General features: G+C 42.5%; 18 protein-coding genes and 1 tRNA gene. 14 read left to right on the top strand and 5 right to left on the bottom strand.

Features of this window, described 5'->3' with window-relative positions; genetic code table 11:
• Positions 1–23 precede the first annotated feature (23 nt).
• Positions 24–3,812: a methionine synthase gene (gene metH / locus ACP7AE_RS07330; protein WP_426242208.1), complete on the bottom strand. Its 3,789-nt coding sequence runs from the start codon at positions 3,810–3,812 to the stop codon at positions 24–26.
• Positions 3,813–4,372: 560 nt separating this feature from the next.
• On the opposite strand from metH, the gene ACP7AE_RS07325 reads away from it, so the two are divergent.
• From ACP7AE_RS07325 to ACP7AE_RS07315, 3 genes are all read left to right on the top strand, one after another.
• Entirely contained in the window at positions 4,373–4,927 is a 555-nt protein-coding gene (locus ACP7AE_RS07325) for a fasciclin domain-containing protein (RefSeq protein ID WP_426242206.1), read from the top strand.
• Between the two features lie 342 nt (positions 4,928–5,269).
• Complete coding sequence (locus ACP7AE_RS07320; protein ID WP_426242204.1) at positions 5,270–6,220, top strand: fasciclin domain-containing protein; 951 nt, start codon at positions 5,270–5,272, stop codon at positions 6,218–6,220.
• 183 nt (positions 6,221–6,403) lie between these two features.
• Complete coding sequence (locus ACP7AE_RS07315; protein WP_055125212.1) at positions 6,404–7,009, top strand: fasciclin domain-containing protein; 606 nt, start codon at positions 6,404–6,406, stop codon at positions 7,007–7,009.
• Between the two features lie 349 nt (positions 7,010–7,358).
• On the opposite strand, the gene ACP7AE_RS07310 is transcribed toward ACP7AE_RS07315, so the two are convergent.
• Positions 7,359–8,906 carry an alanine/glycine:cation symporter family protein gene (locus tag ACP7AE_RS07310; protein ID WP_055125213.1) on the bottom strand — a complete coding sequence of 516 codons (1,548 nt, stop codon included), beginning with the start codon at positions 8,904–8,906 and terminating at the stop codon, positions 7,359–7,361.
• A 1,198-nt stretch (positions 8,907–10,104) separates the two neighbouring features.
• Here ACP7AE_RS07310 and ACP7AE_RS07305 point away from each other — a divergent pair.
• The 4 genes from ACP7AE_RS07305 to ACP7AE_RS07290 all read left to right on the top strand — a co-directional run bounded on the left by ACP7AE_RS07305 (position 10,105) and on the right by ACP7AE_RS07290 (position 13,961).
• Positions 10,105–10,737 carry a LemA family protein gene (locus tag ACP7AE_RS07305; protein ID WP_045456163.1) on the top strand — a complete coding sequence of 211 codons (633 nt, stop codon included), beginning with the start codon at positions 10,105–10,107 and terminating at the stop codon, positions 10,735–10,737.
• 262 nt (positions 10,738–10,999) lie between these two features.
• Complete coding sequence (locus tag ACP7AE_RS07300) at positions 11,000–12,163, top strand: TPM domain-containing protein (RefSeq protein ID WP_426242202.1); 1,164 nt, start codon at positions 11,000–11,002, stop codon at positions 12,161–12,163.
• 63 nt (positions 12,164–12,226) lie between these two features.
• A complete protein-coding gene (locus ACP7AE_RS07295; protein ID WP_193007852.1) occupies positions 12,227–12,751 on the top strand; it encodes a TPM domain-containing protein in 525 nt (174 codons plus the stop codon).
• Between the two features lie 211 nt (positions 12,752–12,962).
• Positions 12,963–13,961, top strand: coding sequence for an adenosine deaminase (locus tag ACP7AE_RS07290; RefSeq protein ID WP_426242200.1), 999 nt, complete (start codon positions 12,963–12,965; stop codon positions 13,959–13,961).
• Positions 13,962–14,103: 142 nt separating this feature from the next.
• Here the strand turns inward: ACP7AE_RS07290 and ACP7AE_RS07285 are convergent, their stop codons facing one another.
• Positions 14,104–14,904, bottom strand: a complete 801-nt coding sequence (locus ACP7AE_RS07285; protein WP_426242198.1) for an SIR2 family NAD-dependent protein deacylase — start codon at positions 14,902–14,904, stop codon at positions 14,104–14,106.
• Between the two features lie 35 nt (positions 14,905–14,939).
• Here ACP7AE_RS07285 and ACP7AE_RS07280 point away from each other — a divergent pair, with 35 nt between their 5' ends.
• Complete coding sequence (locus tag ACP7AE_RS07280) at positions 14,940–15,308, top strand: hypothetical protein (RefSeq protein WP_426242196.1); 369 nt, start codon at positions 14,940–14,942, stop codon at positions 15,306–15,308.
• A gap of 162 nt (positions 15,309–15,470) precedes the next feature.
• Here the strand turns inward: ACP7AE_RS07280 and ACP7AE_RS07275 are convergent.
• Positions 15,471–15,547, bottom strand: a tRNA-Arg gene (locus ACP7AE_RS07275).
• A gap of 358 nt (positions 15,548–15,905) precedes the next feature.
• On the opposite strand from ACP7AE_RS07275, the gene ACP7AE_RS07270 reads away from it, so the two are divergent.
• The 6 genes from ACP7AE_RS07270 to ACP7AE_RS07245 all read left to right on the top strand — a co-directional run bounded on the left by ACP7AE_RS07270 (position 15,906) and on the right by ACP7AE_RS07245 (position 20,846).
• The gene (locus ACP7AE_RS07270; RefSeq protein WP_426242194.1) at positions 15,906–16,526 is read left to right on the top strand and encodes a c-type cytochrome; all 621 of its coding nucleotides are present in this window, start codon (positions 15,906–15,908) and stop codon (positions 16,524–16,526) included.
• Positions 16,527–16,758: 232 nt separating this feature from the next.
• Positions 16,759–17,721: an ABC transporter ATP-binding protein gene (locus ACP7AE_RS07265; protein ID WP_201540399.1), complete on the top strand. Its 963-nt coding sequence runs from the start codon at positions 16,759–16,761 to the stop codon at positions 17,719–17,721.
• A gap of 29 nt (positions 17,722–17,750) precedes the next feature.
• On the top strand, positions 17,751–18,524 hold the full coding sequence (locus ACP7AE_RS07260) for an ABC transporter permease (RefSeq protein WP_045446727.1): 774 nt from the start codon (positions 17,751–17,753) through the stop codon (positions 18,522–18,524).
• Positions 18,525–18,587: 63 nt separating this feature from the next.
• On the top strand, positions 18,588–19,412 hold the full coding sequence (locus tag ACP7AE_RS07255) for a hypothetical protein (protein ID WP_426242192.1): 825 nt from the start codon (positions 18,588–18,590) through the stop codon (positions 19,410–19,412).
• 63 nt (positions 19,413–19,475) lie between these two features.
• A complete protein-coding gene (queF, locus tag ACP7AE_RS07250) occupies positions 19,476–20,360 on the top strand; it encodes an NADPH-dependent 7-cyano-7-deazaguanine reductase QueF (RefSeq protein WP_201540397.1) in 885 nt (294 codons plus the stop codon).
• An 84-nt stretch (positions 20,361–20,444) separates the two neighbouring features.
• Entirely contained in the window at positions 20,445–20,846 is a 402-nt protein-coding gene (locus ACP7AE_RS07245) for a lysozyme inhibitor LprI family protein (RefSeq protein WP_426242190.1), read from the top strand.
• Positions 20,847–20,933: 87 nt separating this feature from the next.
• Here the strand turns inward: ACP7AE_RS07245 and ACP7AE_RS07240 are convergent, their stop codons facing one another.
• A complete protein-coding gene (locus tag ACP7AE_RS07240) occupies positions 20,934–22,652 on the bottom strand; it encodes a proline--tRNA ligase (protein WP_426242188.1) in 1,719 nt (572 codons plus the stop codon).
• Positions 22,653–22,953: the final 301 nt, after the last annotated feature.

The following is a 22,953-nucleotide window of genomic DNA, read 5'->3' as shown; positions in this document are numbered from 1 at the left end:
CTATCTAATTAATACAAACCTTTCTACAAATTCGGATTCAACCATTTCTCAGCAGTCTTCATATCCCAGCCTTTACGCTCAGCATAGCTCTCTAGTTGGTCACGACTGATCTTACCGACGTTGAAGTATTCACTATCAGGATGTGAGTAATAGAATCCGCTGACCGATGACGCAGGCCACATCGCATAGCTTTCGGTCAAAGTCGTACCGATAGCATCTACCGTACCGAGCCAATCAAACAATTTGCCTTTTTCGGTATGCTCAGGGCAAGCAGGGTAGCCAGGTGCAGGGCGGATGCCGACATATTTCTCTTTAATCATCTCATCATTGGTGAGTGACTCAGTTGGCTGATAGCCCCAATATTCTTTACGGATGAGTTCATGTAAATGCTCGGCAAACGCTTCAGCTAAGCGATCAGACAATGCCTGTACCATAATGGCATTATAGTCATCGCCTGCTGCTTTATACTTTTCAGCCAGTGCTTCTGTACCCACGATAGAAACGGTAAAGCCGCCCAAATGGTCAGTATGTGTCTCTGATGGCGAGATGAAGTCTGCCAAGCTAAAGTTCGGCTTGCCACTGGCTTTATCGCTTTGTTGACGTAAGTGCTCGAATTGATATTCTGCTGCACCACCTTCAGTGGCATGGTCATAGACAGTAACGGTATCGGCACCAGTACGGCGAGCTGGCATGAGTTTAAACACCCCTTTGGCGACGATTAATTTTTCATCAATCATCTTTTGCATCAGCTCATTGGCATTATCGAACAAATCGCGTGCCGCTTCGCCCACCACATCATCTTGTAATATTTTCGGATACTTACCGACCAGTCCCCAAGAGATAAAGAATGGTGTCCAGTCGATATAAGTCAGTAGGTTAGCGATTGGATAGTCGTCAAATATCACTTGCCCCAGCTTATTGGGCACTGGTGGCACATAGTTTTCCCAATCATACTGAAAGCCAATTTTGACCGATTCGGCATACGTGACCTTCGCCGCCTTTGGCTGACGCTTGGCAAGGCGTTCACGTACTTTGACATACTCTTCGCGAGTTTCATCGATAAGCGCTTGACGGTATTCTTTGGAGAGCAGTTTAGTGACTACACCGACTGAGCGTGAGGCATCAGATACATAGATGACGGCATCATTTTGGTATTGTGGCTCGACTTTGACTGCGGTATGCGCTTTGGAGGTCGTTGCACCGCCAATCATCAAGGGTAGCGTCATGCCGCGCTCTTGCATTTGCTTGGCGACATAGACCATCTCATCGAGACTTGGGGTAATCAGACCTGATAAGCCAATGATATCGACTTCTTCTGCGATAGCGGTATCGAGGATTTTTTCACACGGCACCATGACGCCCAGATCAACGATATCATAACCGTTACAGCCTAGCACCACGCCGACGATATTTTTGCCGATATCGTGGACGTCGCCTTTGACAGTTGCCATGAGGATTTTGCCTTTCTTTTCACCCTCGACTTTTTCTGCTTCGATATACGGATTTAGCCACGCAACGGATTGCTTCATCACGCGAGCTGATTTGACCACTTGTGGTAAGAACATTTTACCGGCACCAAATAAGTCACCGACGATATTCATCCCGTCCATGAGTGGGCCTTCGATGACTTCTAGCGGCTTGGGGTATTTCTCCCATGCTTCTTTGGTATCAGCTTCGATAAAGGTAGTGATGCCTTTGACCAGTGCATGGGCGATGCGTTCTTCTACCGTGCCTTCGCGCCAGCTCATATCAACGGTGCTGTCTTTTTTCTTACCACCGTTTTGGTAGTTCTCAGCCACAGTCATCAGACGTTCGGTGGCGTCTTGACCGCTCTCACCTTGGTTGCGGTTGAGCATCACATCTTCGATGGCGTCACGAGCTTCCTTTGGAATATCATCGTACAGTTCAAGCATGGCAGGATTGACGATACCCATCGTCAGACCGTTTTGAATCGCATGATAGAGGAATACGGAGTTGATGGCTTCACGGATAGGGTTACCACGGAAACTGAACGAGACGTTAGATACACCACCCGATACCATCGCATTGGGTAAGTTATCGGTAATCCATTTGGTCGCGTTAATAAAGTCGGCACCATAATTATTGTGCTCAGTGATACCAGTGGCGACGGCAAAAATGTTCGGGTCAAAAATAATGTCTTCTGATGGGAAACCAACTTCATTGACCAACACATCATAGCTGCGTTGACAAATCTGAATCTTACGCTCGTAAGTATCGGCTTGCCCGTCTTCATCAAATGCCATGACGATCACGGCGGCACCGTAGCGCATACAAAGCTTGGCACGCTCAACGAACTCAGCATGTCCTTCTTTTAATGAGATAGAGTTGACGACGGACTTGCCTTGGATACGCTTAAGACCTTCTTCGATGATGTCCCATTTAGACGAGTCAATCATGAGTGGTACGCGGCTGATATCAGGCTCACCAGACACGAGGTTGACGAAATGAATCATCGCTTGCTTGGAGTCGAGCATGCCTTCGTCCATATTGATATCGACGATTTGCGCGCCGCCTTCGACCTGATCTCGTGCCACATCGAGCGCTTCGGTGTAGGCTTCGGTTTTAATCAAGCGTAAAAACTTTTTAGAGCCTGTCACGTTGGTACGTTCACCGACGTTGACGAACAAGCTATCTGCATTAATGGTAAATGGCTCAAGACCTGACAAACGGCAGGCAGGTGGGATTTCAGGAATCACGCGCGGTGGATAATTTGCCACCATTTTAGCGATTTGGCGGATATGCTCAGGCGTCGTACCACAACAGCCACCAACGATGTTTAAAATACCCGCTTTGGCAAAGCCTTCGAGTAGGGCAGCGGTTTGTTCGGCTGTTTCATCATATTCACCAAACTCGTTGGGCAGACCTGCGTTCGGATGCGCTGACACATAGGTATTAGCAATGTTCGACAGCGTTTGAATATGTGGACGCAGTGCATCAGCGCCTAATGCGCAGTTAAAGCCAACCGATAATGGCTTGGCATGGCGGATTGAGTTATAAAAGGCTTCGGCGGTTTGACCTGATAGCGTTCGACCTGAGGCATCGGTAATGGTGCCCGAAATCATAATTGGTAATTCAAAACCAATGTCATCAAACACGCCCGTAATGGCAAAGATTGCAGCTTTGGCATTGAGCGTATCAAATATTGTTTCGATGAGGATGAGATCAACACCACCTTCTATCAGGCATAAAGTCGCTTCACGGTAATTTAGTACCAATTCATCAAAGGTAATGTTACGAAAAGCTGGGTCATTGACGTCAGGTGATAGCGAGCACGTGCGTGAGGTTGGCCCCACGACACCAGCGACAAAACGCGGTTTCTCAGGCGTTTTTGCCGTAAATTTATCCGCCGCTTGACGGGCAATCTTGGCTGCTGTCTTATTCAGCTCAGGCACTAGATACTGCATATCGTAGTCAGCCATCGACAGACGCGTACCGTTAAAGGTATTGGTCTCGATAATATCGGCACCAGCTAGCAGGTGATCGTGATGAATGTCTTTAATCATGTGCGGCTGTGTCAGTACCAATAAATCATTATTGCCGCGTACGTCTTGATTGATATCGGCAAAACGCTCACCACGATAATCTGCTTCTTCTAATTTATAGGTCTGAATCTGTGTACCCATCGCCCCATCTAACATCAAGATGCGTGATGCCATTTGCTCGGTGATACGTGCACGTGCCGTCAGTTGCTGCTCTTTATAAGGAAACACGGCAGGTGGCGTTAAAATAAAGTCATCAGCGGATGATGGACTAGAAGTAGGATCAGATTGAGAAGTCATCGTTTGAGTCATAGGAGCGCTGCTTATATCGTCAATGTTATAAAAAGGGGAGTAATAGGAATAATAAATAGCGTGCAACATTCATAAAAGGCGTAGGCAAATCCGCATTATTCTAGCATGAAAATCATACCTCACGTGGGACAGTACTTATTCCTCTTTGGCAATATGCTAGACAAAAAATCTGCCTGTTGATTGAGTGAGCATGATGTTCAAAGTTTATGGCATTAAATGATTAGGAACAAATGAATATCATTTCGCTTAAAGATTACATAAAGCTTTGTTTCTATAAATGAAAGCACAACGATTGTGCTTAAAAGTCAGACAGAGTTTACACCTGTACTACAAAAAGTTGCGTAAAGAGGAATTGATAAAGCTTGGTTATATGTTAATTTAATTTCAGAAGGATTGATGTTTCATAAGCAATACTTACTAGTAAATGTTAATAGTTGTATTAGTGACATCTAACATTTACCACTATTATTAGCGCCAGTATTTGCTATAAGGGAAGACGATCTAATCTGCAAGACAGTTATAGAACAGTCAATAAATACTCAATCATTAAGGATAATGTTATGAAGCTTACTAAAATTGCTACCATCGGTACATTAGCACTCTCAATCGCTGGTTTAAGCGCTTGTAATAATATGATGCCAAGCAAAAGCGCAGCCATGAAAGCGCCTATGCACAGTCAATCTATGGCAAAAATGAACGTGGTACAAGTTGCCCAAAGTAATCCTGACTTCTCGCTACTGGTCGAAGCCGTCGTAGCGGCAGATTTGGCCGGTGCTTTGTCTAACCCGAATGCAAACTATACAATATTTGCGCCGACCAATGCCGCATTTGTACAAGTTCTGCAAGAAACAGGCATGAGCAAAGCACAACTATTTGCCAACAAGCCACTATTGACTAAGATTTTAGGCTATCACGTGATTAACGGTGCTGCGCCAGTATATGCGAAAGACGTTAAACCGGGCAATATTACTATGTTCAGTAAAGATACTCTGATGGTCACCAATCAGAGCAAATTGATGGACGAAAATGGTCGTACTACCAATATCATAAAAACCGATATTGCTGCTAATAACGGCGTAGTACATGTTATCGATAGAGTATTACTGCCCAAATAAGATTGATCTCAAAATTACAGCTAAAGAATTATATCCCTATTACTTTGTATGATGCAGTTGGTATGAGTACCAGCTACCGTCTTTGATGACATGATTATTAAATACACGCTATTTTGATTGCTAACGGTTTTAGATGAAGCTTTTCTAAATGAAATTGCTGGCATTTAGAATGTTTGAGATATTTTTTAAGCGTGTCATCATTATTGTTTAACACTACGACAATAAACGACAGTCATCTTTGTTTCTTGTTGAAAGCTTTGATCATTTAACAATTTCAATCATTCGACGGATGCTACTGACAAAGTAGATGGTTCATCTGAACTCATACATAAGGATATACTCATGCTAAAAAGAACCCTATTATCTCTGGCGCTTGCCATGACCGTTTTGCCGCTAGCCGCTTGTAATGACGATGACAATGATTTTTCAGTTGTTGTAGAAGCGCCAACACAAAATATTGCAGAAATTGCTGCTGAAAATAAAGATTTAACCATTCTTAACGCTGCGTTAAAGGCATCTGGACTTGATAAAGTTTTGATGTCATCAGAGGACGAATTTACTGTATTTGCACCTACTGATGCTGCATTCGCTGAATTATTGGAAGAGCTTGATGTGACGTCAGAAGAGTTATTGGCTAACAAAGAGCTATTAACCATGGTCTTAACTTATCATGTTATCCCCAATATGACAGTCAAAGCTGCTGATATTCCTTATGGCGACAGTATCGAAACAGTCAATGGTCAAGCGTTCTCTATTAGTGATGCCAATGTCATTATGGATGCAAGTGGGGATACCTCTAAAATTATCAAAACAGATGTATTAGCCACTAATGGCGTCATTCACCTCATTGACGACGTACTGTTACCTACTGACAAGTCTATAGTGGATCTAGCCGTTGCCACAGAGGATCTCAGTATCCTCAAAGAAGCAGTGGTAGCAGCAGGATTGGCCGATGCCCTCGCTGATAAAGCCGCTGACTTTACCGTCTTTGCACCCAATAATGCCGCTTTTGCTAAATTATTAGCTGAACTTAATATAAGTAAAGAACAGCTATTACAAGATAAGCCGCTGTTGACTAAAGTGCTCACCTATCATGTGATTAAAGACGACCGCGTCTTTGCCTCTGAAATTATGGCAGGCAGTCAAGAGATGCTGGAAGGCAGCAGCATCACATTTGACGCTAAAAAACAAATTACCGATGGGAGAGATCGTACCTCTAATATCGTTACCGCGAATATACAAGCGAACAATGGAGTTGTACACGTGATCGATACAGTGTTGCTACCTAAGTAAGCATTAATCTGAAATTAATCAGTTAAAATTATAGTTATTGGTATAGCAGAGGCGACATTATTACTATTGTTTAGTTGCTATCATTTGCAACAGATAAGTGGTTCGCTGTTATATACATTAACTGGGTTAAGTTATTTGTCAAACAAGTCACTTAACAGACCATCCCTTTATAAGGAAATACTTATGTTGAAGAAAAACTTACTTTCTATTGCTGTCGTTACAGCTGCCATGTCATTAGCCGCTTGTAATGATAAAGAAGCAGCTACTGATCCTGTTGAGCCTGAAGTGACTACTGAAGAAGTGGTTGTAGAGCCCGTTGCCGAAGTTGAGCCAATGACTGAAGCCGATCCAATGGCCGATACTGCTGCGACGCAAAGCATTGCTGAAATAGCAGCTGGCAACGAAAATCTAACGATTCTAACGGCTGCATTACAAGCTGCTGGCTTAGATACAATGATGATGGATGCTGGGACTTATACGGTATTTGCACCAACTGATGATGCATTTGCTCCTGTGTTAGAGAAGCTAGGCGTTACTAAAGAAGAGCTATTAGCCGATACAGATCTACTGAAAAAAGTACTTCCGTATCACGTAGTGCCTATGGTTGTTATGGCAGCTGACATTCCTTATGGTACTGATGTTGCTACTGTAAATGGTGCTACTATCAATATTAGCGATGCTAATGTCATCACTGATGCGACTGGTAACACGGCTAATATTACTGGTACAGATATCATGGCAACGAACGGTGTGGTTCACACTATCGATGCAGTATTGATGCCTGAGTAAGTTGTTTCTATAGTCTCTTCATTTATGATTAATTAATTATTTAAATAATGACGTCGAAGAAGCCTAGCTATTGAGCTGGGCTTTTTTGCGTTTGGGGGATACCTAATGTTTACCATAGCATTGATATAAGTCAGTCGCATGAAAACGGTTCAATGTAGTGGAGAGTAAGATAAATGAGCCTCTCATTGGTTTAAAATGATGCAAGTTTAAAGAGTAATGATGAATGATGAACGATGAATGATGAATGCAAAGGTTTGAAACAGAAAAGCCCGAAACGATGGTTTCGGGCTTTTGTTTTGGAGGTTTGAATAACAATTATGTTAAAGAATGATAGCTACGTTATAGAATATTACTTATGCTCTTTACGTAGTGGATCTGCTGCCATTCTTTGTTGCTCTTTTAGATGACGCTCTTCCCAATAAGGGGCGTTTTTGATGCCGAATTTTGCAGGATCAAAACTGTAGCGCTCAACACCTGCTTTACGCTGTGCTTCATAATCTTTTAGCATAGTAAGCGTTGGACGAGCCACAATGAAGATGACCAAAATACCAACGATGTTCAACCAAGCCATAAGCCCAACACCAATATCACCAATAGCCCAAATGTAGCCAGCTGAGTTTAGGCCGCCGTAAGCAACCATCACCATGATTAAGATTTTGACTAAGAATAGACCAGTCTTGTTGGCACTGCGCCCGACAAAGCGCGTTAGATAAGCAACGTTCACTTCGGCGATGTAGTAGTAAGCCAAGATAGTGGTAAAGGCAAAGAAGAAGACAGCAATAGCGATAAAGGTATTACCAAAACCACCATAAACAGATTCCATCGCCATTTGCGTGAATGCAGGGGCGTTGATTTCAGTGGTAGCAGCGACGTTCTGTACGATGAACTGACCGTCTGGTAATGTTCCTTGAATGTTATAAGTACCCATGGTTAGGATCATGAAGGCAGTAGCAGAACATACTAAGAGAGTATCGACATATACTGAGAATGCCTGAACCAAACCCTGCTGTGATGGATGCTCAACTTCAGCAGCAGCAGCAGCATGAGGACCTGTACCTTGACCTGCTTCATTTGAGTAAATACCACGTTTTACGCCCCAACCAATCGCTGCACCAAAACCTGCTTGAGCAGTAAATGCATCGCTCACGATTAGACCGAATACTTGTGGAATCATATCAAAGTTAGTAAACATGATGATCAGTGCAAGAACGATATAGCCCAATGCCATAAAAGGAACGGCATACTCGGTAAACGTTGCGATACGCTTGATACCACCAAAAATGATAATACCTAATACCACAAGGATAATGGCTAAGGCTACTAGACGCATTGAGCCAACTTCTAAGGCGCCAATACTCATAACAGACCCTTCGCCCATTACCTGTGCGAAAGCATTGATAACGCCGTTTGCCTGTACACCTGGTAAAAATATACCACAAGCGAGGATAGATGAGATTGCAAAGAGGATGCCATACCATTTTTGGCCAAGTGCGCGCTCAAAATAATAAGCTGGGCCACCGCGATATTCGCCAGTGATGACATCTTTTTCTTTATAAATCTGTGCGAGCGTAGACTCGACATAAGCAGTAGATGCACCTAAGAAGGCCACGACCCACATCCAAAATACGGCACCTGGGCCACCGAAGCCGATAGCCGCAGCTACCCCAGCGATGTTACCCATACCCACGCGTCCTGCGAGTGATACGGCAAGTGCCTGAAATGATGAAATACCTTGATCACTAGACTTACCAGTAAAGAGTAATTTGATCATTTCACCGAACAGGCGCACTTGTACGAAGCGCGTCATAATGGAATAAAATAGGCCCGCGCCCAAGCACAGATAGATCAGTGCGGGGCTCCAGATAATTCCGTTTACTAAGTTAACTAAACCTTCCATATGTATATTCCTAGTACTGTCTCAAAGTGGCTCTGTATGCTAGGAGTAAGCTAACTGGTTAACTTACTTATTTAAGTTAAGCAGTTAAATTATCTACATTGACTCATGTATATCCGTTAAGTCTCATACGAGCTTAGCCACTAAGAATGGACTGTAGTTGTCTGTAGTTATCCGCTTGGTTTATCAGTAATATTGACAGTTTGCTTAAGCTTATTACCGACGATATGCGTATCAGCATAGTTGCAAGGCGTAAGCTGTCTCAATTACTGCGACATTTATCTTATCACTTAATATCTGCGATGAATGTTCAGTAGACCAGTGGATAAAACAGGCGGTTATAATATTAAATACTTATCATGCCGATAGCATTCAACTTTTTGTGAGCGGTATCGATTGACTACAGGGTTGGTGTGGCTGATTGAAACGATTAAGCGAATCTCTAATAATTGAGTAATATTTTACATAGAAATCAACAAATCGCTAATACTAATCAAGCTATAAGTCCACTACCAAATGTATTCAAACCGTACGGCTACGTAACTGCAATTTGCCATATTTTTGTCGTAATTACTAGAATTTTCTTTGTACAGAAGCATATATATTCATATTGAGTCAGACAGATATGACTATAAATAACGATAAAATATCGCATGTTTTGACCGTTGTTAGATATCGAATCAATAGATAAAGCCACATCGACTACACAAAAACAGAGCGGTTATTCATCGCTCATCTGTCAATCCTCTATGCTGGACAAGCTATGCACTAAAGATAATGCCAGTGGTTCGATGATATTTGTGATGTAGATGTTATGAATGATAGGTAGTAAAAACGAGCAATAGTCATGGGATAGCAGTGTGGTTTTGCGGTTGTGTTTTGGTAACGGCTAATTGTAAAAATATCGAGATAGCGCCATCATTGTGTAAGATATCTTATCCTATAGTTTCGTTATCGTTGATAAGAAGAGACTCTAGTAGAGCGGCATACGATTGCTATCGTACTCATTAACTGCTGTTTTTATGTTTAGTGTGGCTTTAATACAAGTGATGTGCCTTTATTATAAAAAATATACGGCTTCAATATAAATAGACATACATTTGCATGACCTCATGTATCAGCTTCAAAATATAAGCTTCAAAAAATTATTAAAAAAGTGTTACTGGCTATTTATTATTTACCATTATTAGGAGAAACAATGATGACGCGTCAATCAATTGTAAAACCCATATTGCTCGCGGCCGTGTTAGCGACGTCTACCGTCGGTCTAAGCGGTTGTGGCTACAACAACCTGCAGGCTCAAGATGAGCAAGTTACCGCGTCGTGGTCAGAAGTGGTGAACCAATATCAACGCCGCGCTGATTTGGTGCCAAACTTAGTCAAAGTCGTGCAGCAGTATGCTGAGCAAGAACAAGAAGTGTTTACTCAAGTAGCTGAGGCACGCTCTCGTGCTGGTAGCATTACGGTGACGCCAGAAGTACTGAATGATCCAGAAGCGATGGAGCGTTATGCAGCGGCACAGGAACAGATGACAGGTGCACTATCACGTTTGATGGCTGTCTCTGAACGTTATCCTGAGCTAAAGTCAGATGCTTTGTTCCAAGACTTACAAGCCCAGCTCGAAGGCACTGAAAACCGTATTGCCGTCGCTCGTAACCGTTATATTCAAGAAGTGCAAAGCTATAATACGACAGTGCGCCAGTTCCCAACCAACATTACAGCAAAAGTATTTGGTATGAATGCCAAGCCAAACTTTAGCGTGGCGAATGAAGACGCTATTTCAACCGCACCAAGTGTTGACTTCGGTGATGATAAGTCAGCGACAGCTGAGTAGTGGTGATTGAATAGAGATGAAAACAGAGCGGAATTTGCCGCTCTGTTTGTTTACATTTTTATCGTTTAGCTCAGTTAGCCACTAGTTTGCTTAGCCACATTTTTAAAGGTATTGATGGATATGAATGCCTATTAAACTTAATACCAAATCCAAAAAGTACGATTAGCTATGTCAAATTTGGTTTCTTTGCTATGCTAATTTTTGTGAATGGTATCACGTAGATTCACTCAGTACAGATGTCACTTGAGGTGGTATAGATTAGATGAACAATTCAAAAGCAATCCTATCAGTATTACTGCTCACACTCAGCGTCAGTAGTGCGTCTGTGTTGTATGCTGCGCCTAATGAAGCCATTGATAGCACCTCAGACATGCAAAGTCGTAGTGTTGAGGACTTGGTAGCGATTGCCAAAGCGGGCGAGTCTAATGAAGCGCTCAATGACGCTGTATTGGGTAATGATGCAATCAATGATGCCATTTTAGGTAATGAGGCGATCAACCCTAATGCGGCTAATAATGAGGCAACAGTTGGGTCAACAGCCGAAAATCCTTCTCCTATACAGTCAAATGCACCCAGTGTCGATGCCGATAAGCTCATATTAAATAATCCTGTCGTTGATCAGGCTAATATTCTAAATCCGCAAGAAAAACAGCGTCTAGAGGCGCAGCTTAGAAATATTTATCAGCAAGGTCTTGCGCAAGCAGCGGTGGTTATCGTTCCTACGACCAATGGTGTTCCTATCTTTGACTATGCTCTACAAGTAGCTGAGAAATGGCAGCTGGGTAATAAAGACGTCGATGATGGCTTACTCATGGTAGTCGCCGTCAATGACCGTGATATGTACATTTTGACGGGTTATGGACTAGAGGGTGTCTTACCAGATGCTGCCGTCAATCGTATTATTCGTGAAGATATCACGCCGTTATTTAAGCAAAATAACTATGGCGCTGGGATAATAGCTGGCGTTGACGCACTCAAAACGCGGTTGACTGCTGATCCTGAGGTATTGGCTCGTGCTGATGCGCAAGCAGCCGAGCGTAGTGCACAACAAGGTTCAGACGAGCTACCATCGCCCATATTTTTATTCATCATGGCAATGATATTTGGAAGCTTTATTACCAGTATTTTTGGTCGTGTATTTGGTTCTATTATTACTGCTGGTGGGTTTTTTGCGGGATCGTTAGCCTTAGGCGGTGGTTTTTTTATGACCGTTATTATGGCTATATTCTTATGGCTATTTTTGATTTCACGAGGTGGCGGTGGTGGTGGTAAAGGTGGATCTGGCGGCGTTCGTAGAGGCGGCGGTATGATATTCCTACCTGGTATGGGCGGTGGTGGCGGCTCTGGAGGTGGTGGTTTCGGCGGCGGCGGCTTCGGTGGTGGCGGCGGTGGTTTTGGCGGCGGCGGTGCTGGTGGCTCGTGGTAGATGCTTAAGTAAGAACGGATACTAAACGACCGTCAGCAATGACGTATTTGAGGAAATAGTAAAATGTCAGAAAACAACGCGTCAAATCCCAGTTTTGCCCGCTGGTGGCGTCAAGTCTTATTTATTCCTATATTGCATAGTAAATGGTTAACAGCAGCAGCCAAAGCACGTTTGACAGACGAGGTGACCCGTGCAGAGCGAGGGCATCGGGGTGAGGTGTTTTTGATTGTAGAAAACCATCTGCCGATTCAAGAGGCTTACTATATTGGCTGTCGCGAACGTGCGATTGAGCTGTTTAGTGAGTATCGAGTTTGGGATACTGAAGAGAATACAGGCGTCTTGGTGTATGTCAATATTTGCGAGCACCAGTTAGAGATCGTAGCTGATCGTGGTATCAGTGCTCATGTCAGCCCCACCGTTTGGCGGGCGATGTGTGATAAGGCCGTATCAGGTATTGCCAATCAAAAAACCGAAGAAAGCTTGGCTGAATTGTTAGATGAAGTTGGGCAAGTGCTGCGTCAGTATTATCATTTGGATCAGGATCCAGCGGGTAACGAGTTGTCTGATACTGTGGTGTTTTTGAAGTAACGTTGATGAGGGAATCTGATGGCTTGTTATTTTGCTAGCATCGTGTTCTTTTATAGGGTTTAGGCATCAATTACAATATAATAGCGCCTCTAGAAATCGAGGGTGATTGATATATTGCTCAAGCGTCTATACAGGCTTTGCATTTATAAAGGCACTTCTCAAAAGCACTTATCAAAAGTACTCTACTACAAAAAGCCGTCACTGGAATCCTATGATTGATTTAATAAAGAAATTACCAAAAGCTGAGCTGCATTTACATATTGAAGGCTCACTAGAACCTGAGCTGATGTTTAGATTGGCCAAAAAGAACCAGATAGAGATTCCCTATAAAAACATAGAAGATGTGCGCAACGCCTACAACTTCACCAACTTGCAAACCTTTTTAGATATCTACTATGCAGGCGCAAATGTCCTGATCACTAAAGATGATTTCTATGATTTAACGTGGGAATATATAATTAAGTGTGTTGAAGATAACGTCATTCACACAGAGATATTTTTTGACCCGCAGACGCATACTGAACGAGGCATACCTTTTGAAGTGGTGATAACAGGCATCAAAGAAGCGCTTGCAGATGCCAAAGAAAAATATGGTATCACCTCTTGTATTATCATGTGTTTCCTAAGGCATTTATCACAAGAAGAAGCGTTTGAGACCTTAGAGCAAGCACTGGCATTCAAAGATGACATCATTGGTGTCGGTCTTGATTCGTCAGAGCTGGGCAATCCACCATCAAAATTCAAAGATGTCTTCAAAAAAGCTAAAGAAGCAGGTTTTAAGCTGGTCGCCCATGCTGGTGAAGAGGCAGATTTTTCGTACATTTATGAAGCACTGGACTTATTAAATATCAATAGAATCGATCATGGTGTGCAATCGATAAAAAGCCCAGAGTTGATGCAAAGACTGAAAGATGAGCAAATGCCCCTGACCGTTTGCCCGAACTCAAATATTGAGCTAAAAGTCTTTGATAATTACAAAGAACACAATATCAAAGAGCTGCTAGATTATGGTCTAAATATCACCATAAACTCAGACGACCCAGCCTATTTCAAAGGTTACATGAATCAGAACTTTATAAATATATGTGAAAATTTACCGCTAACAGAAGATGATGTTGTTACTTTGGTAAAGAACTCCTTTAATGCCTCATTTATTAGTGATGAATTAAAAGCAGCATATTTGGCGAAAGTTGATCTGGCACTAAAGTAAATAAACTATGATTAGGTTTTATATCCGAGGCTTAACGGTTGATATCAATCGTTAAGCCTTTTCTTTTTTATACGGTATGCTTTTTAAGTTCAAGTGACTTAAGTTCAGGCGACTTAGCTGCAAGCGACTTAGGTGCAAGCGACTACAGCGCAGTGATTTTCTGGATTAATAACGGCATAATCACACCAGCTTTTTCTGCTAAGATGATATCCACAATAGTATTCGGCGTTGGATTGGGATTTATCTCGATAATTTTGGCACCATTTTGCGTCGCTAACTGTGCGAGTCCAGCGGCAGGATAGACGAGACTGGAGGTGCCAATACTGATAAATACCTCGCAGTTCGCCGCCGCATCTTCTGCCGTTTGCCATGCTTGTACTGGTAATGCTTCGCCAAACCAAACGATATCTGGTCTGATATAGCCATCGCAATGGCGACAGGTCATCAGTTTGTCATCAAAATTGATTGTATCCTCGCTATGATACGAACCCCTCGATTGACTTTGGTAGACTGTCTCACATTGACTACAGCGGTTATGCCACAGATTGCCATGCAAATGAGTTACCGTACTGCCAGCTTGCTCATGTAAATCATCAACATTTTGAGTGATAAGCGTTAATGATTGATTGGACGACTGAGTATGGTATTGCCACTGCGCTAAGGCAAAATGTGCAGGGTTCGGTTTTTTATCTGCGACCAATTGCCTGCGCCATTGATACCATGACCACACCAGTTTTGGATCACGAGTGAAAGCCTCAGGTGTCGCCAAGTCTTCCACACCATAGTTTTCCCACAAGCCTGTTTGCTTATCTCGGAAAGTTGGAATGCCACTTTCTGCTGAAATCCCTGCACCCGTTAAGATGCAAATATGCTGTTTGGATGTCAATAATTTAGCAGCAAGTTCTACTTCTGCTATTAACGCTGGTGATAATTCTGCTAACATGAGCCAACCCTTGCTAATAATGGATATCTCTTCTAATGATAGATGGAATTTGGTGGCTTGTCATATTGTTTGCCGTTATTGCCGCTTTATGGTTGTTGGCAAAGTCACGCGGCGTAAAAGTGGGTGAGACAATTCATAATAAATCGTCTAAAAGCGTGAGAAAACCTATTAATGACGATTTGCAAAAAACATCCGTACTGATTAAACAGTATTTTCCTGATTATCGAGTCACACGCAAGACCAATCATTTGTTGCTCAGTAAACAAGATAAAAAAATTGCAATGATTACGATGGATAAGAAAATTGCTTCAGGTCAGCGCCTGTTAGGTAATGTGCCCGTGATTAATTATCATCGTGTGCCCAACCGTGCCCAGCTAGCAGCTAATTTGCAGCAAGCAAAATAGGCGAGTGTTATAAGCGAAATGCCTATCATATAAGAAAACTATCTATCAATAGACGAGCACGCACGGCGAAATCCGCAAATATTTTGAGTACGGAGTTAATGGGTATTTGAGATTTAGGATGATACTAGGGAGGGATGAAACAAATATTACCGATACGATGATTGGTGCGCTCGGCGGGAATCGAACCCACGACCCTCGGCTTCGGAGACCGATACTCTATCCAACTGAGCTACGAGCGCATAATAACAATGGCGTACGGTATTATCCACATCATGCCTAAACGAGCGTTCTGAGCAGTAAAGATGTCGAAAAATAAAGACCGCTTAGTCTAACAAATAAAATCCATAAAGCCAATGAATGAAGACAGTGATTGATGTTTTTTAAGAAAAAACAGGATAGTCATTAAACAGGCATGGCAATCTACCTGCCTTTTCCCTTATAATGACAGGGAGAATTCATATTTATAATCACCGATTACAAGTGTGCTGGTACGTGGGATGGCTGTTTGCTATTGATAACTATTTGGTTGTCAAAGGAGGACAAGCAAAATGTCTGAGCCGTACAAGCCTTTGTATATGTAATAAGAGAACGTGACGAATGAGAAAAGTAGTTATGTTATCGGCAGCTGCCATTCTAGGAATCGCTAGTATCGCGGTGAGCCAAGCTGAAAGTGTTGTAGACACTCCTGTAACTGTTTCTGATGCAGCAGCAGCGCAGGAAGTGGTAGCAAATGCGCCTGAGCAGTTGGGTGATGATACCCAAGCTGCTGCAGATACGACTGATGGCGATGCACCTGCCGCTGCCGCACCTGCAGTTGATGAAGAGCCTATTCCGCAAGATACGCCGCAAGTGCAAAAGCTGATTGCTTTGTATCCTAACTTAATTGCTCGCATTCAGCCAGTTGCTAAAGTGTGCTTTGAAGACGATGAAGTTTGTGATGTGACGGCACGCGCCGCTGGCCCAGCAGCGGGTGATGGTCCTCGTGATGGCAAAGCAGTATACAATGCCGTATGTCAGACTTGTCATGCTGCAGGTCTACTTGGCTCACCAATCTTAGGTGACGCTGGTGCATGGGGACCACGTATCTCCAAAGGTAAAGAAACATTATACACTCATGCTATCAATGGTTTTAACGCCATGCCTGCTAAAGGTGGTGCTGATATCCCTGATGAGGAAGTTCAAAACGCTGTTGATTATATGGTTGGTGAAGCAAGCTAATTGTATTGAATATCTGGCTAAGCCTTTTACTATATATATCAGTGGAGCGCCTATTTCATTAAATGAGATAGGCGTTTTTTTAATGATGAGTATTATCAATACGGTACTTCTAAGGCATTACAGTTGAAATTTACCAACACTAGCCTCACTTTATGACACTACACAGTCTCTTCTGTCTGTTTATATTCTAAAAACGTTTTTACATAAATTTATAACCAATAAAGAGGTTTTCATGTCTGAGGTACCAGCACTTGCTATCCAGAATTTATCCAAAACCTATAGCAATGGGTTTTCGGCACTCAAAGATGTCAGTTTAACCGTTCCGCAAGGAGGTTTTTTTGCGTTGCTGGGGCCAAATGGTGCTGGTAAATCAACCATGATTGGTATTATTAGCTCGCTTTTTAAACCAACAACTGGCAGCGTAAAGATCTTTGGCACCGACTTACTAGAGAATCCGTCTGTTGCTAAACAGTATCTTGGTATCGTCCCACAAGAGTTTAATTTTAATATGTTCGAAAAAGTCGAAGATATTTTGATTACACAGGCCGGTTACTTTGGTATTCCTGCCAAAGAAGCACGCCCACGGGCAAAACGATTATTAATGGCGCTAGGTCTGTGGGACAAGCGCAATAGCAAATCACGTGAGCTATCAGGTGGTATGAAGCGCCGGTTGATGATTGCAAGGGCGCTGATTCATAAACCAAAATTATTGATTTTGGATGAGCCAACCGCTGGGGTAGATATCGAGTTGCGCCGCTCTATGTGGGAGTTTATGCAGCAGATTAATATCGAAGAAAACACCACGATTATTCTGACGACTCATTATCTTGAAGAAGCGGAGCAGCTGTGCAAACGCATTGCGATTTTGGATCATGGTGAGATTCGTATTAATACCGAGATGAAGGACTTGCTAGCGCAGCTATCGGTTGAAACCTTTGTGTTTGATTTGGAGACACCGCTTACACGTCAATTGGTTTTGGCAGGAGTGACAGACACATCGCAGCCTGATGATCAGACGCTTGAAGTCACACTGACTGAAGGCGAATCGTTGAATGGTGTTTTTGACCAGTTATCTGAGCAAGGTATCACGGTAGCCAGTATGCGTAATAAAGCCAATCGACTAGAAGAGCTATTTATGCGCTTAGTAGACAAAAATATCCAAAGTGCAGACAGCATGAAGGAGGCAGGATTGTGAGTCAAGAAATGATAGATCCTAATAAAACCATGTCATGGAATAAAAAGTGGATTGCTTTTCGCACCATTTTGTTAAAGGAGGTTCGCCGAATTCTGCGTATTTGGCCACAGACCTTGCTGCCACCAGTTATTACGATGAGTCTCTATTTTGTCATCTTCGGTAAGATGATTGGATCGCGTGTGGGTGAAATGGGCGGCGTGCCATACATGCAGTTTATCGTGCCTGGTCTCATTATGATGTCGATTATTACCAACAGTTACTCCAATGTGGTTTCGAGCTTCTTTAGTGCCAAATTCACCTCCAGTATCGAGGAGCTGTTGGTCTCTCCTGTATCCAAACATGCGATTTTGATGGGTTATATCAGTGGTGGTATCTTTCGTGGACTGGCCATTGGTATCATCGTCTCAATAGTCGCACTATTCTTTACTGATCTTGGCATTGAGCATTTATTTGTGACGGTATTTACGGTACTGGGTACGTCTATCTTATTTTCACTTGGTGGCTTTATAAACGCCGTGTTTGCTCGCTCATTTGATGATATCTCTATCATTCCAAGTTTTGTGCTTACGCCATTGACCTATCTTGGCGGTGTGTTCTACTCGATGGAAAACTTGTCACCATTTTGGCAAAATATTTCGCTATTAAATCCTATCGTTTATATGGTGAACTCGTTCCGTTACGGTATTCTCGGTTATTCTGATGTGAATGTCTGGTATTCGATGGCTGCTATTTTTGTCTTCTGTGCGGTATTCTATACCATCGCCTATCGTTTACTCAGTAATGGCTCACGTGTGCGCTTGTAGATTAGTTTGTAAAATATAGCTTGTCACCTTATTATAAGAGTCCAACATTGTTGGGCTTTTTTTATGCAAAAAATTTCAATAAGGCATAAGCTTTTGATAATAGCGGTATTAAGTGGCTTTTCCAATGCTGCTATTGCGGCATCGTTTGCTAATATGGATGATTATGTTTGGGAGACTATAGAAGCGCCTATTTATCCTAACTGGGGTAAGGATTGTAATAGTGAGGATGAGCGGATTTATCAAGATTGCTTAGATAAAAGCTTGATGATTTATAATCAAAACCTCATCGAAAAACTACAATTATCAAAATATATTTCTCGTCAGCTAAACCAGACCACTATTACGATACCCAGTCATGAATCTCCTGTCATATTGACCGATAAGTCTGTACAAGACGAAAACGGGGACAGCCTTAGGTATGTTTATCTTATAAATAGCTATGATAAAAATAAAAACTGGCTTTATCTATCTGGACAAGCCTATGAAACTAATAACACAGTATTGGTTGATCTAAACACGGGTGTTATACAAGAGTTTGAAGGATCGCATTTGACATTTTCACCAGACATGACTTATGCAGCCACGGTTAAAGTTGAGTTTCCAGAAGAAGAAGAGGTTATCATTTGGAAAAAGGACAAGTACGGTAGCTATCAGTATGATAAAAACAATATGGATTATGGAAATTTTCGGCAACATTTCAAGTTTTATGACAGTCGGAAGTATAGTCCAATGCCTTACAGTGCAAAGCTTGAATGGGTTACCAATGATAGCTTATTGGTAGATTTTTATTGTAATATGAGTGAGCATGACACTATTACTTATCGAGTACGATTTAATTATGTGAAGACAGAGCCCGCATCAGACTGGCAAATGATTCCCATAAAATAGCCCATTGCTGTAAAATGACTGGTTTTTATTTCATTATATTTAAGCATAAAAGGTAAGTAACTTATGAGTATCCACGGTATTTTAGGTGAGCAAACCACTGACTATCCAACCGAGTATAGTCCAGAGACCTTGTATCCTATCGCTCGCAGTATGGGTCGCGATGTCATTGGCTGGCAAGACGATAAGTTAATGGTTGGCATCGATTGGTGGCAGGCATTTGAGATGTCTTGGTTAAATCAACAGGGTATCTCGCAAGTGGCTATCGCGCGTTTTGGTATTCCGGCCAGCTCGCCATTTATCGTTGAGTCAAAGTCACTTAAGCTCTATCTAAACAGTATCAACTTTACTGAATTCGCTAGTTGGGATGATGTGCAAGCGCTGATTGCTAAAGATTTATCAGCCTGTGTACAAGCAGACGTGCAAGTTGAGTTGTTTGGCTTAAATGACGACCTGCATAATAAGACAACAGGGTTATTGGTGGCTCAACCTGAGGGTGTTTGTATTGATGACGCGCTTGCTAATACTAGCGAAAAAGTCGCATTGTGTGATCATCCTGATGCGTCATTGCTAAGTAGTGATAAAGATTTAAACAGTAGCTCTATTTTAGAGAATACTGGCACTGAGCCTTATACTTTTTATTCTAATTTGCTGCGTAGTAACTGTCCGGTGACCAATCAACCAGATTGGGGGACGTTAGCAGTTTCGATTACCAGTAATAAAACAGTCGATGAGGCTGGAATGCTGCGTTATATCTTAAGTTTTCGTCAGCATAATGGTTTTCATGAGCAATGTGTGGAGCAAATATTTGCTGATTTGAGTCAATACTATGAGCCAAGTGAGCTGATGGTTCGCGCTTGGTATACACGCCGAGGCGGTATCGATATCAACCCTTGTCGCGTCAGTGATATCCGCTTAATGCCACAGCCAAGCCGCTTGATTCGGCAGTAAATAAATATTAATTTTTAGCTTTCATAGATGAGCGTTCTTTCTTATACTCAATAAACCTTATTTTATGAATATTGAGATGCAGTTATGAAGTTAAAAACCGGATTTTTAACCGCTCTAGGGACTGCTACTTTGTCTCTTTCTACCTTGCAGTTAGCACAGGCTGCATTTGTGGAAAATCAATATAACTGTGAAGACGCTTATATGGAAGTGGCTTATGATTGTGGTAATAATGCAATTATAGTCGAAAAAAATCGCCTTAATAAAATCTATATGAGCGTTTATCGTACTTTGAATACGACACAACAACAGCAGTTGGATAAAGAACAGCGTATATGGTTAAAGGATCGTAATGATAAGTGTGACTTTGAATATGACGGTCCAATGAATAATTCTGTGGTATACGCCCAGATTAGCGCTAATGTTTGCACCGCTAATGAGACACAGAAACGCAGTAAGGTCATTGCTAAAAGATGTAATATTAAGTAGTTTTTTTTAGCTATATTACACGCGAAAAAGCGCCTATCTCATTTAATGAGATAGGCGCTTTTTATGGCACAGTTTTAACGAGTAAAACTATTTGCCGCTTACTTTTGCCATGACGTCTTCACGGCTCAGCATTTGCTTTTCTGCTTCACGGCGATTGACGTATTCGTACTGGCCTTCAGCCAAGTTACGGTCTGAAACCACGATACGATGAGGAATACCAATCAATTCAAGATCAGCAAACTTGACACCTGGACGCTCGTTACGATCATCAAGAAGTACATTGATGCCTTGTGCTTTTAACTCTTCATAGAGTGCCGTCGCTGTCTGCATGACGGTATCTTCTTTTGACTTCATCGGTATGATAGCGACTTCAAAAGGAGCGATTGAATCATTAACCGTTGGCGTCTGTGGCCACATGATACCGTTTTCGTCGTTGTTCTGTTCGATAGCAGCGGCAATGATACGGCTCACACCAATACCGTAGCAGCCCATCATTAGGGTTACAGGCTTACCATCTTCACCAGATACGGTAGCATTTAACGCTTGCGAGTACTTATCACCCAACTGGAAGATATGACCGACCTCGATACCACGTTTGATTTTTAGGCTGCCTTTACCATCAGGAGAAGGGTCGCCTTCTTGTACATTGCGTACATCAACGACACGAGTAATGCTCGCATCACGCGCCCAGTTCATACCAGTGGTGTGTTTGTTGACTTCATTGGCACCGCATACAAAGTCTGACAAAGTTGCTGCCGAACGATCAACGAAGACAGGCATATCCAAATTAACACCAATATAGCCTTTATGCAGACCAGCAGCTTTCAGTTCTTCATCAGAAGCCATTGTCAGCGGCACATTGGCCTCTTCGATTTTCTCGGCTTTGATCGTATTTAGCTGATGATCACCGCGTAATACGATAGCGATAAGCTGTGGCTCATCATTTTCGGTATGACCATGGACGATTAACGTTTTGACCGTCGTTTCTAACGGTAAGCCTAAATGTTCAGCAACCATTTTACAGCTGGTCATATTTTCCGTCAGGACGTCTTCGCGCTCCATCTTCGGTGGCTGGCGCTCAGCGGTGCTCACTGATTCGGCAAGCTCAACGTTGGCCGCATAATCAGAAGAATCAGAGAAGGCGATATCATCTTCGCCGCTGTCTGCCAATACATGAAATTCATGTGAAGCAAAACCACCAATAGAACCAGTATCCGCTTGTACTGCACGGAAATCTAAGCCCAAACGGGTAAAGATACGCGTATAAGCGTCATACATGTCATGGTAAGTTTTTGCCAACGATGCTTGGTCAACGTGAAACGAGTAAGCATCTTTCATGGTAAATTCGCGTGCGCGCATCACACCGAAACGTGGACGAATCTCATCACGGAATTTATTCTGAATTTGGAAAAAGGTGATTGGTAGTTGTTTATAACTACGCAGCTCGCCTTGCGCCAGATTGGTGATGACTTCTTCATGCGTCGGACCAAGCACAAAGTCGCGATCATGACGGTCTTTGAAGCGCAATAGCTCAGGACCGTAATCGTTAAAGCGTCCGGTCGTTTGCCAAAGCTCGGCAGGCTGGGTCATCGGCATGAGCACTTCTTGTGCACCAACTTCTTGCATCTCTTCACGAACAATACGTTCGACTTTTTGCAAGATGCGTAGCCCCATGGGCAACCAAATATATAACCCAGAAGCAATCTTTCGAATAAGACCGGCACGCACCATCAATTGGCTTGAGGCGATATCGGCATCACTTGGGGTTTCTTTTAGAGTGGCAAATAAAAATTGACTGGCTTTCATAAATAAAGCGTAACCTTATCAACGATAAAATAAATAAGAAATAGTAGGATATTGAGCGTGTGCTTTGATGGCCGACGCAAGCTTACCTTTGTATCACTTGGTAATAGTCTAGGACATGCCTAGCTAAAAAGTACTGCGACAAACAGTACATGAATAGAAAGTGCATTCATAAAACGCCTTACAAAAAGGCTGGAACTGTTCATTTTGTATTAAAACGTTGATGTTGGCAGCGTCATACTTTACGCATAAAGACCAGAAAAATAGATGTACGCCAACATTTTGCTTATACAATCTGACTATG

This window comes from Psychrobacter sp. TWP2-1-2 (assembly GCF_049896785.1).
In the GTDB taxonomy this organism is placed as follows: Bacteria; Pseudomonadota; Gammaproteobacteria; order Pseudomonadales; family Moraxellaceae; genus Psychrobacter.
The sequence above is the reverse complement of the archived record's forward strand: the minus strand, read 5'-3'. Positions and strand labels throughout refer to the sequence as shown.

Coding starts and splice junctions, on each gene's coding strand:
- ACP7AE_RS07290 (WP_426242200.1), top strand. CDS start 12,963: ATGATTGATTTAATAAAGAAATTACCAAAAGCTGAGCTGCATTTACAT.
- ACP7AE_RS07325 (WP_426242206.1), top strand. CDS start 4,373: ATGAAGCTTACTAAAATTGCTACCATCGGTACATTAGCACTCTCAATC.
- ACP7AE_RS07265 (WP_201540399.1), top strand. CDS start 16,759: ATGTCTGAGGTACCAGCACTTGCTATCCAGAATTTATCCAAAACCTAT.
- queF (WP_201540397.1), top strand. CDS start 19,476: ATGAGTATCCACGGTATTTTAGGTGAGCAAACCACTGACTATCCAACC.
- ACP7AE_RS07245 (WP_426242190.1), top strand. CDS start 20,445: ATGAAGTTAAAAACCGGATTTTTAACCGCTCTAGGGACTGCTACTTTG.
- ACP7AE_RS07315 (WP_055125212.1), top strand. CDS start 6,404: ATGTTGAAGAAAAACTTACTTTCTATTGCTGTCGTTACAGCTGCCATG.
- ACP7AE_RS07320 (WP_426242204.1), top strand. CDS start 5,270: ATGCTAAAAAGAACCCTATTATCTCTGGCGCTTGCCATGACCGTTTTG.
- ACP7AE_RS07305 (WP_045456163.1), top strand. CDS start 10,105: ATGACGCGTCAATCAATTGTAAAACCCATATTGCTCGCGGCCGTGTTA.
- ACP7AE_RS07255 (WP_426242192.1), top strand. CDS start 18,588: ATGCAAAAAATTTCAATAAGGCATAAGCTTTTGATAATAGCGGTATTA.
- ACP7AE_RS07260 (WP_045446727.1), top strand. CDS start 17,751: ATGTCATGGAATAAAAAGTGGATTGCTTTTCGCACCATTTTGTTAAAG.
- metH (WP_426242208.1), bottom strand. CDS start 3,812: ATGACTCAAACGATGACTTCTCAATCTGATCCTACTTCTAGTCCATCA.
- ACP7AE_RS07285 (WP_426242198.1), bottom strand. CDS start 14,904: ATGTTAGCAGAATTATCACCAGCGTTAATAGCAGAAGTAGAACTTGCT.
- ACP7AE_RS07300 (WP_426242202.1), top strand. CDS start 11,000: ATGAACAATTCAAAAGCAATCCTATCAGTATTACTGCTCACACTCAGC.
- ACP7AE_RS07280 (WP_426242196.1), top strand. CDS start 14,940: ATGATAGATGGAATTTGGTGGCTTGTCATATTGTTTGCCGTTATTGCC.
- ACP7AE_RS07310 (WP_055125213.1), bottom strand. CDS start 8,906: ATGGAAGGTTTAGTTAACTTAGTAAACGGAATTATCTGGAGCCCCGCA.
- ACP7AE_RS07295 (WP_193007852.1), top strand. CDS start 12,227: ATGTCAGAAAACAACGCGTCAAATCCCAGTTTTGCCCGCTGGTGGCGT.
- ACP7AE_RS07270 (WP_426242194.1), top strand. CDS start 15,906: ATGAGAAAAGTAGTTATGTTATCGGCAGCTGCCATTCTAGGAATCGCT.
- ACP7AE_RS07240 (WP_426242188.1), bottom strand. CDS start 22,652: ATGAAAGCCAGTCAATTTTTATTTGCCACTCTAAAAGAAACCCCAAGT.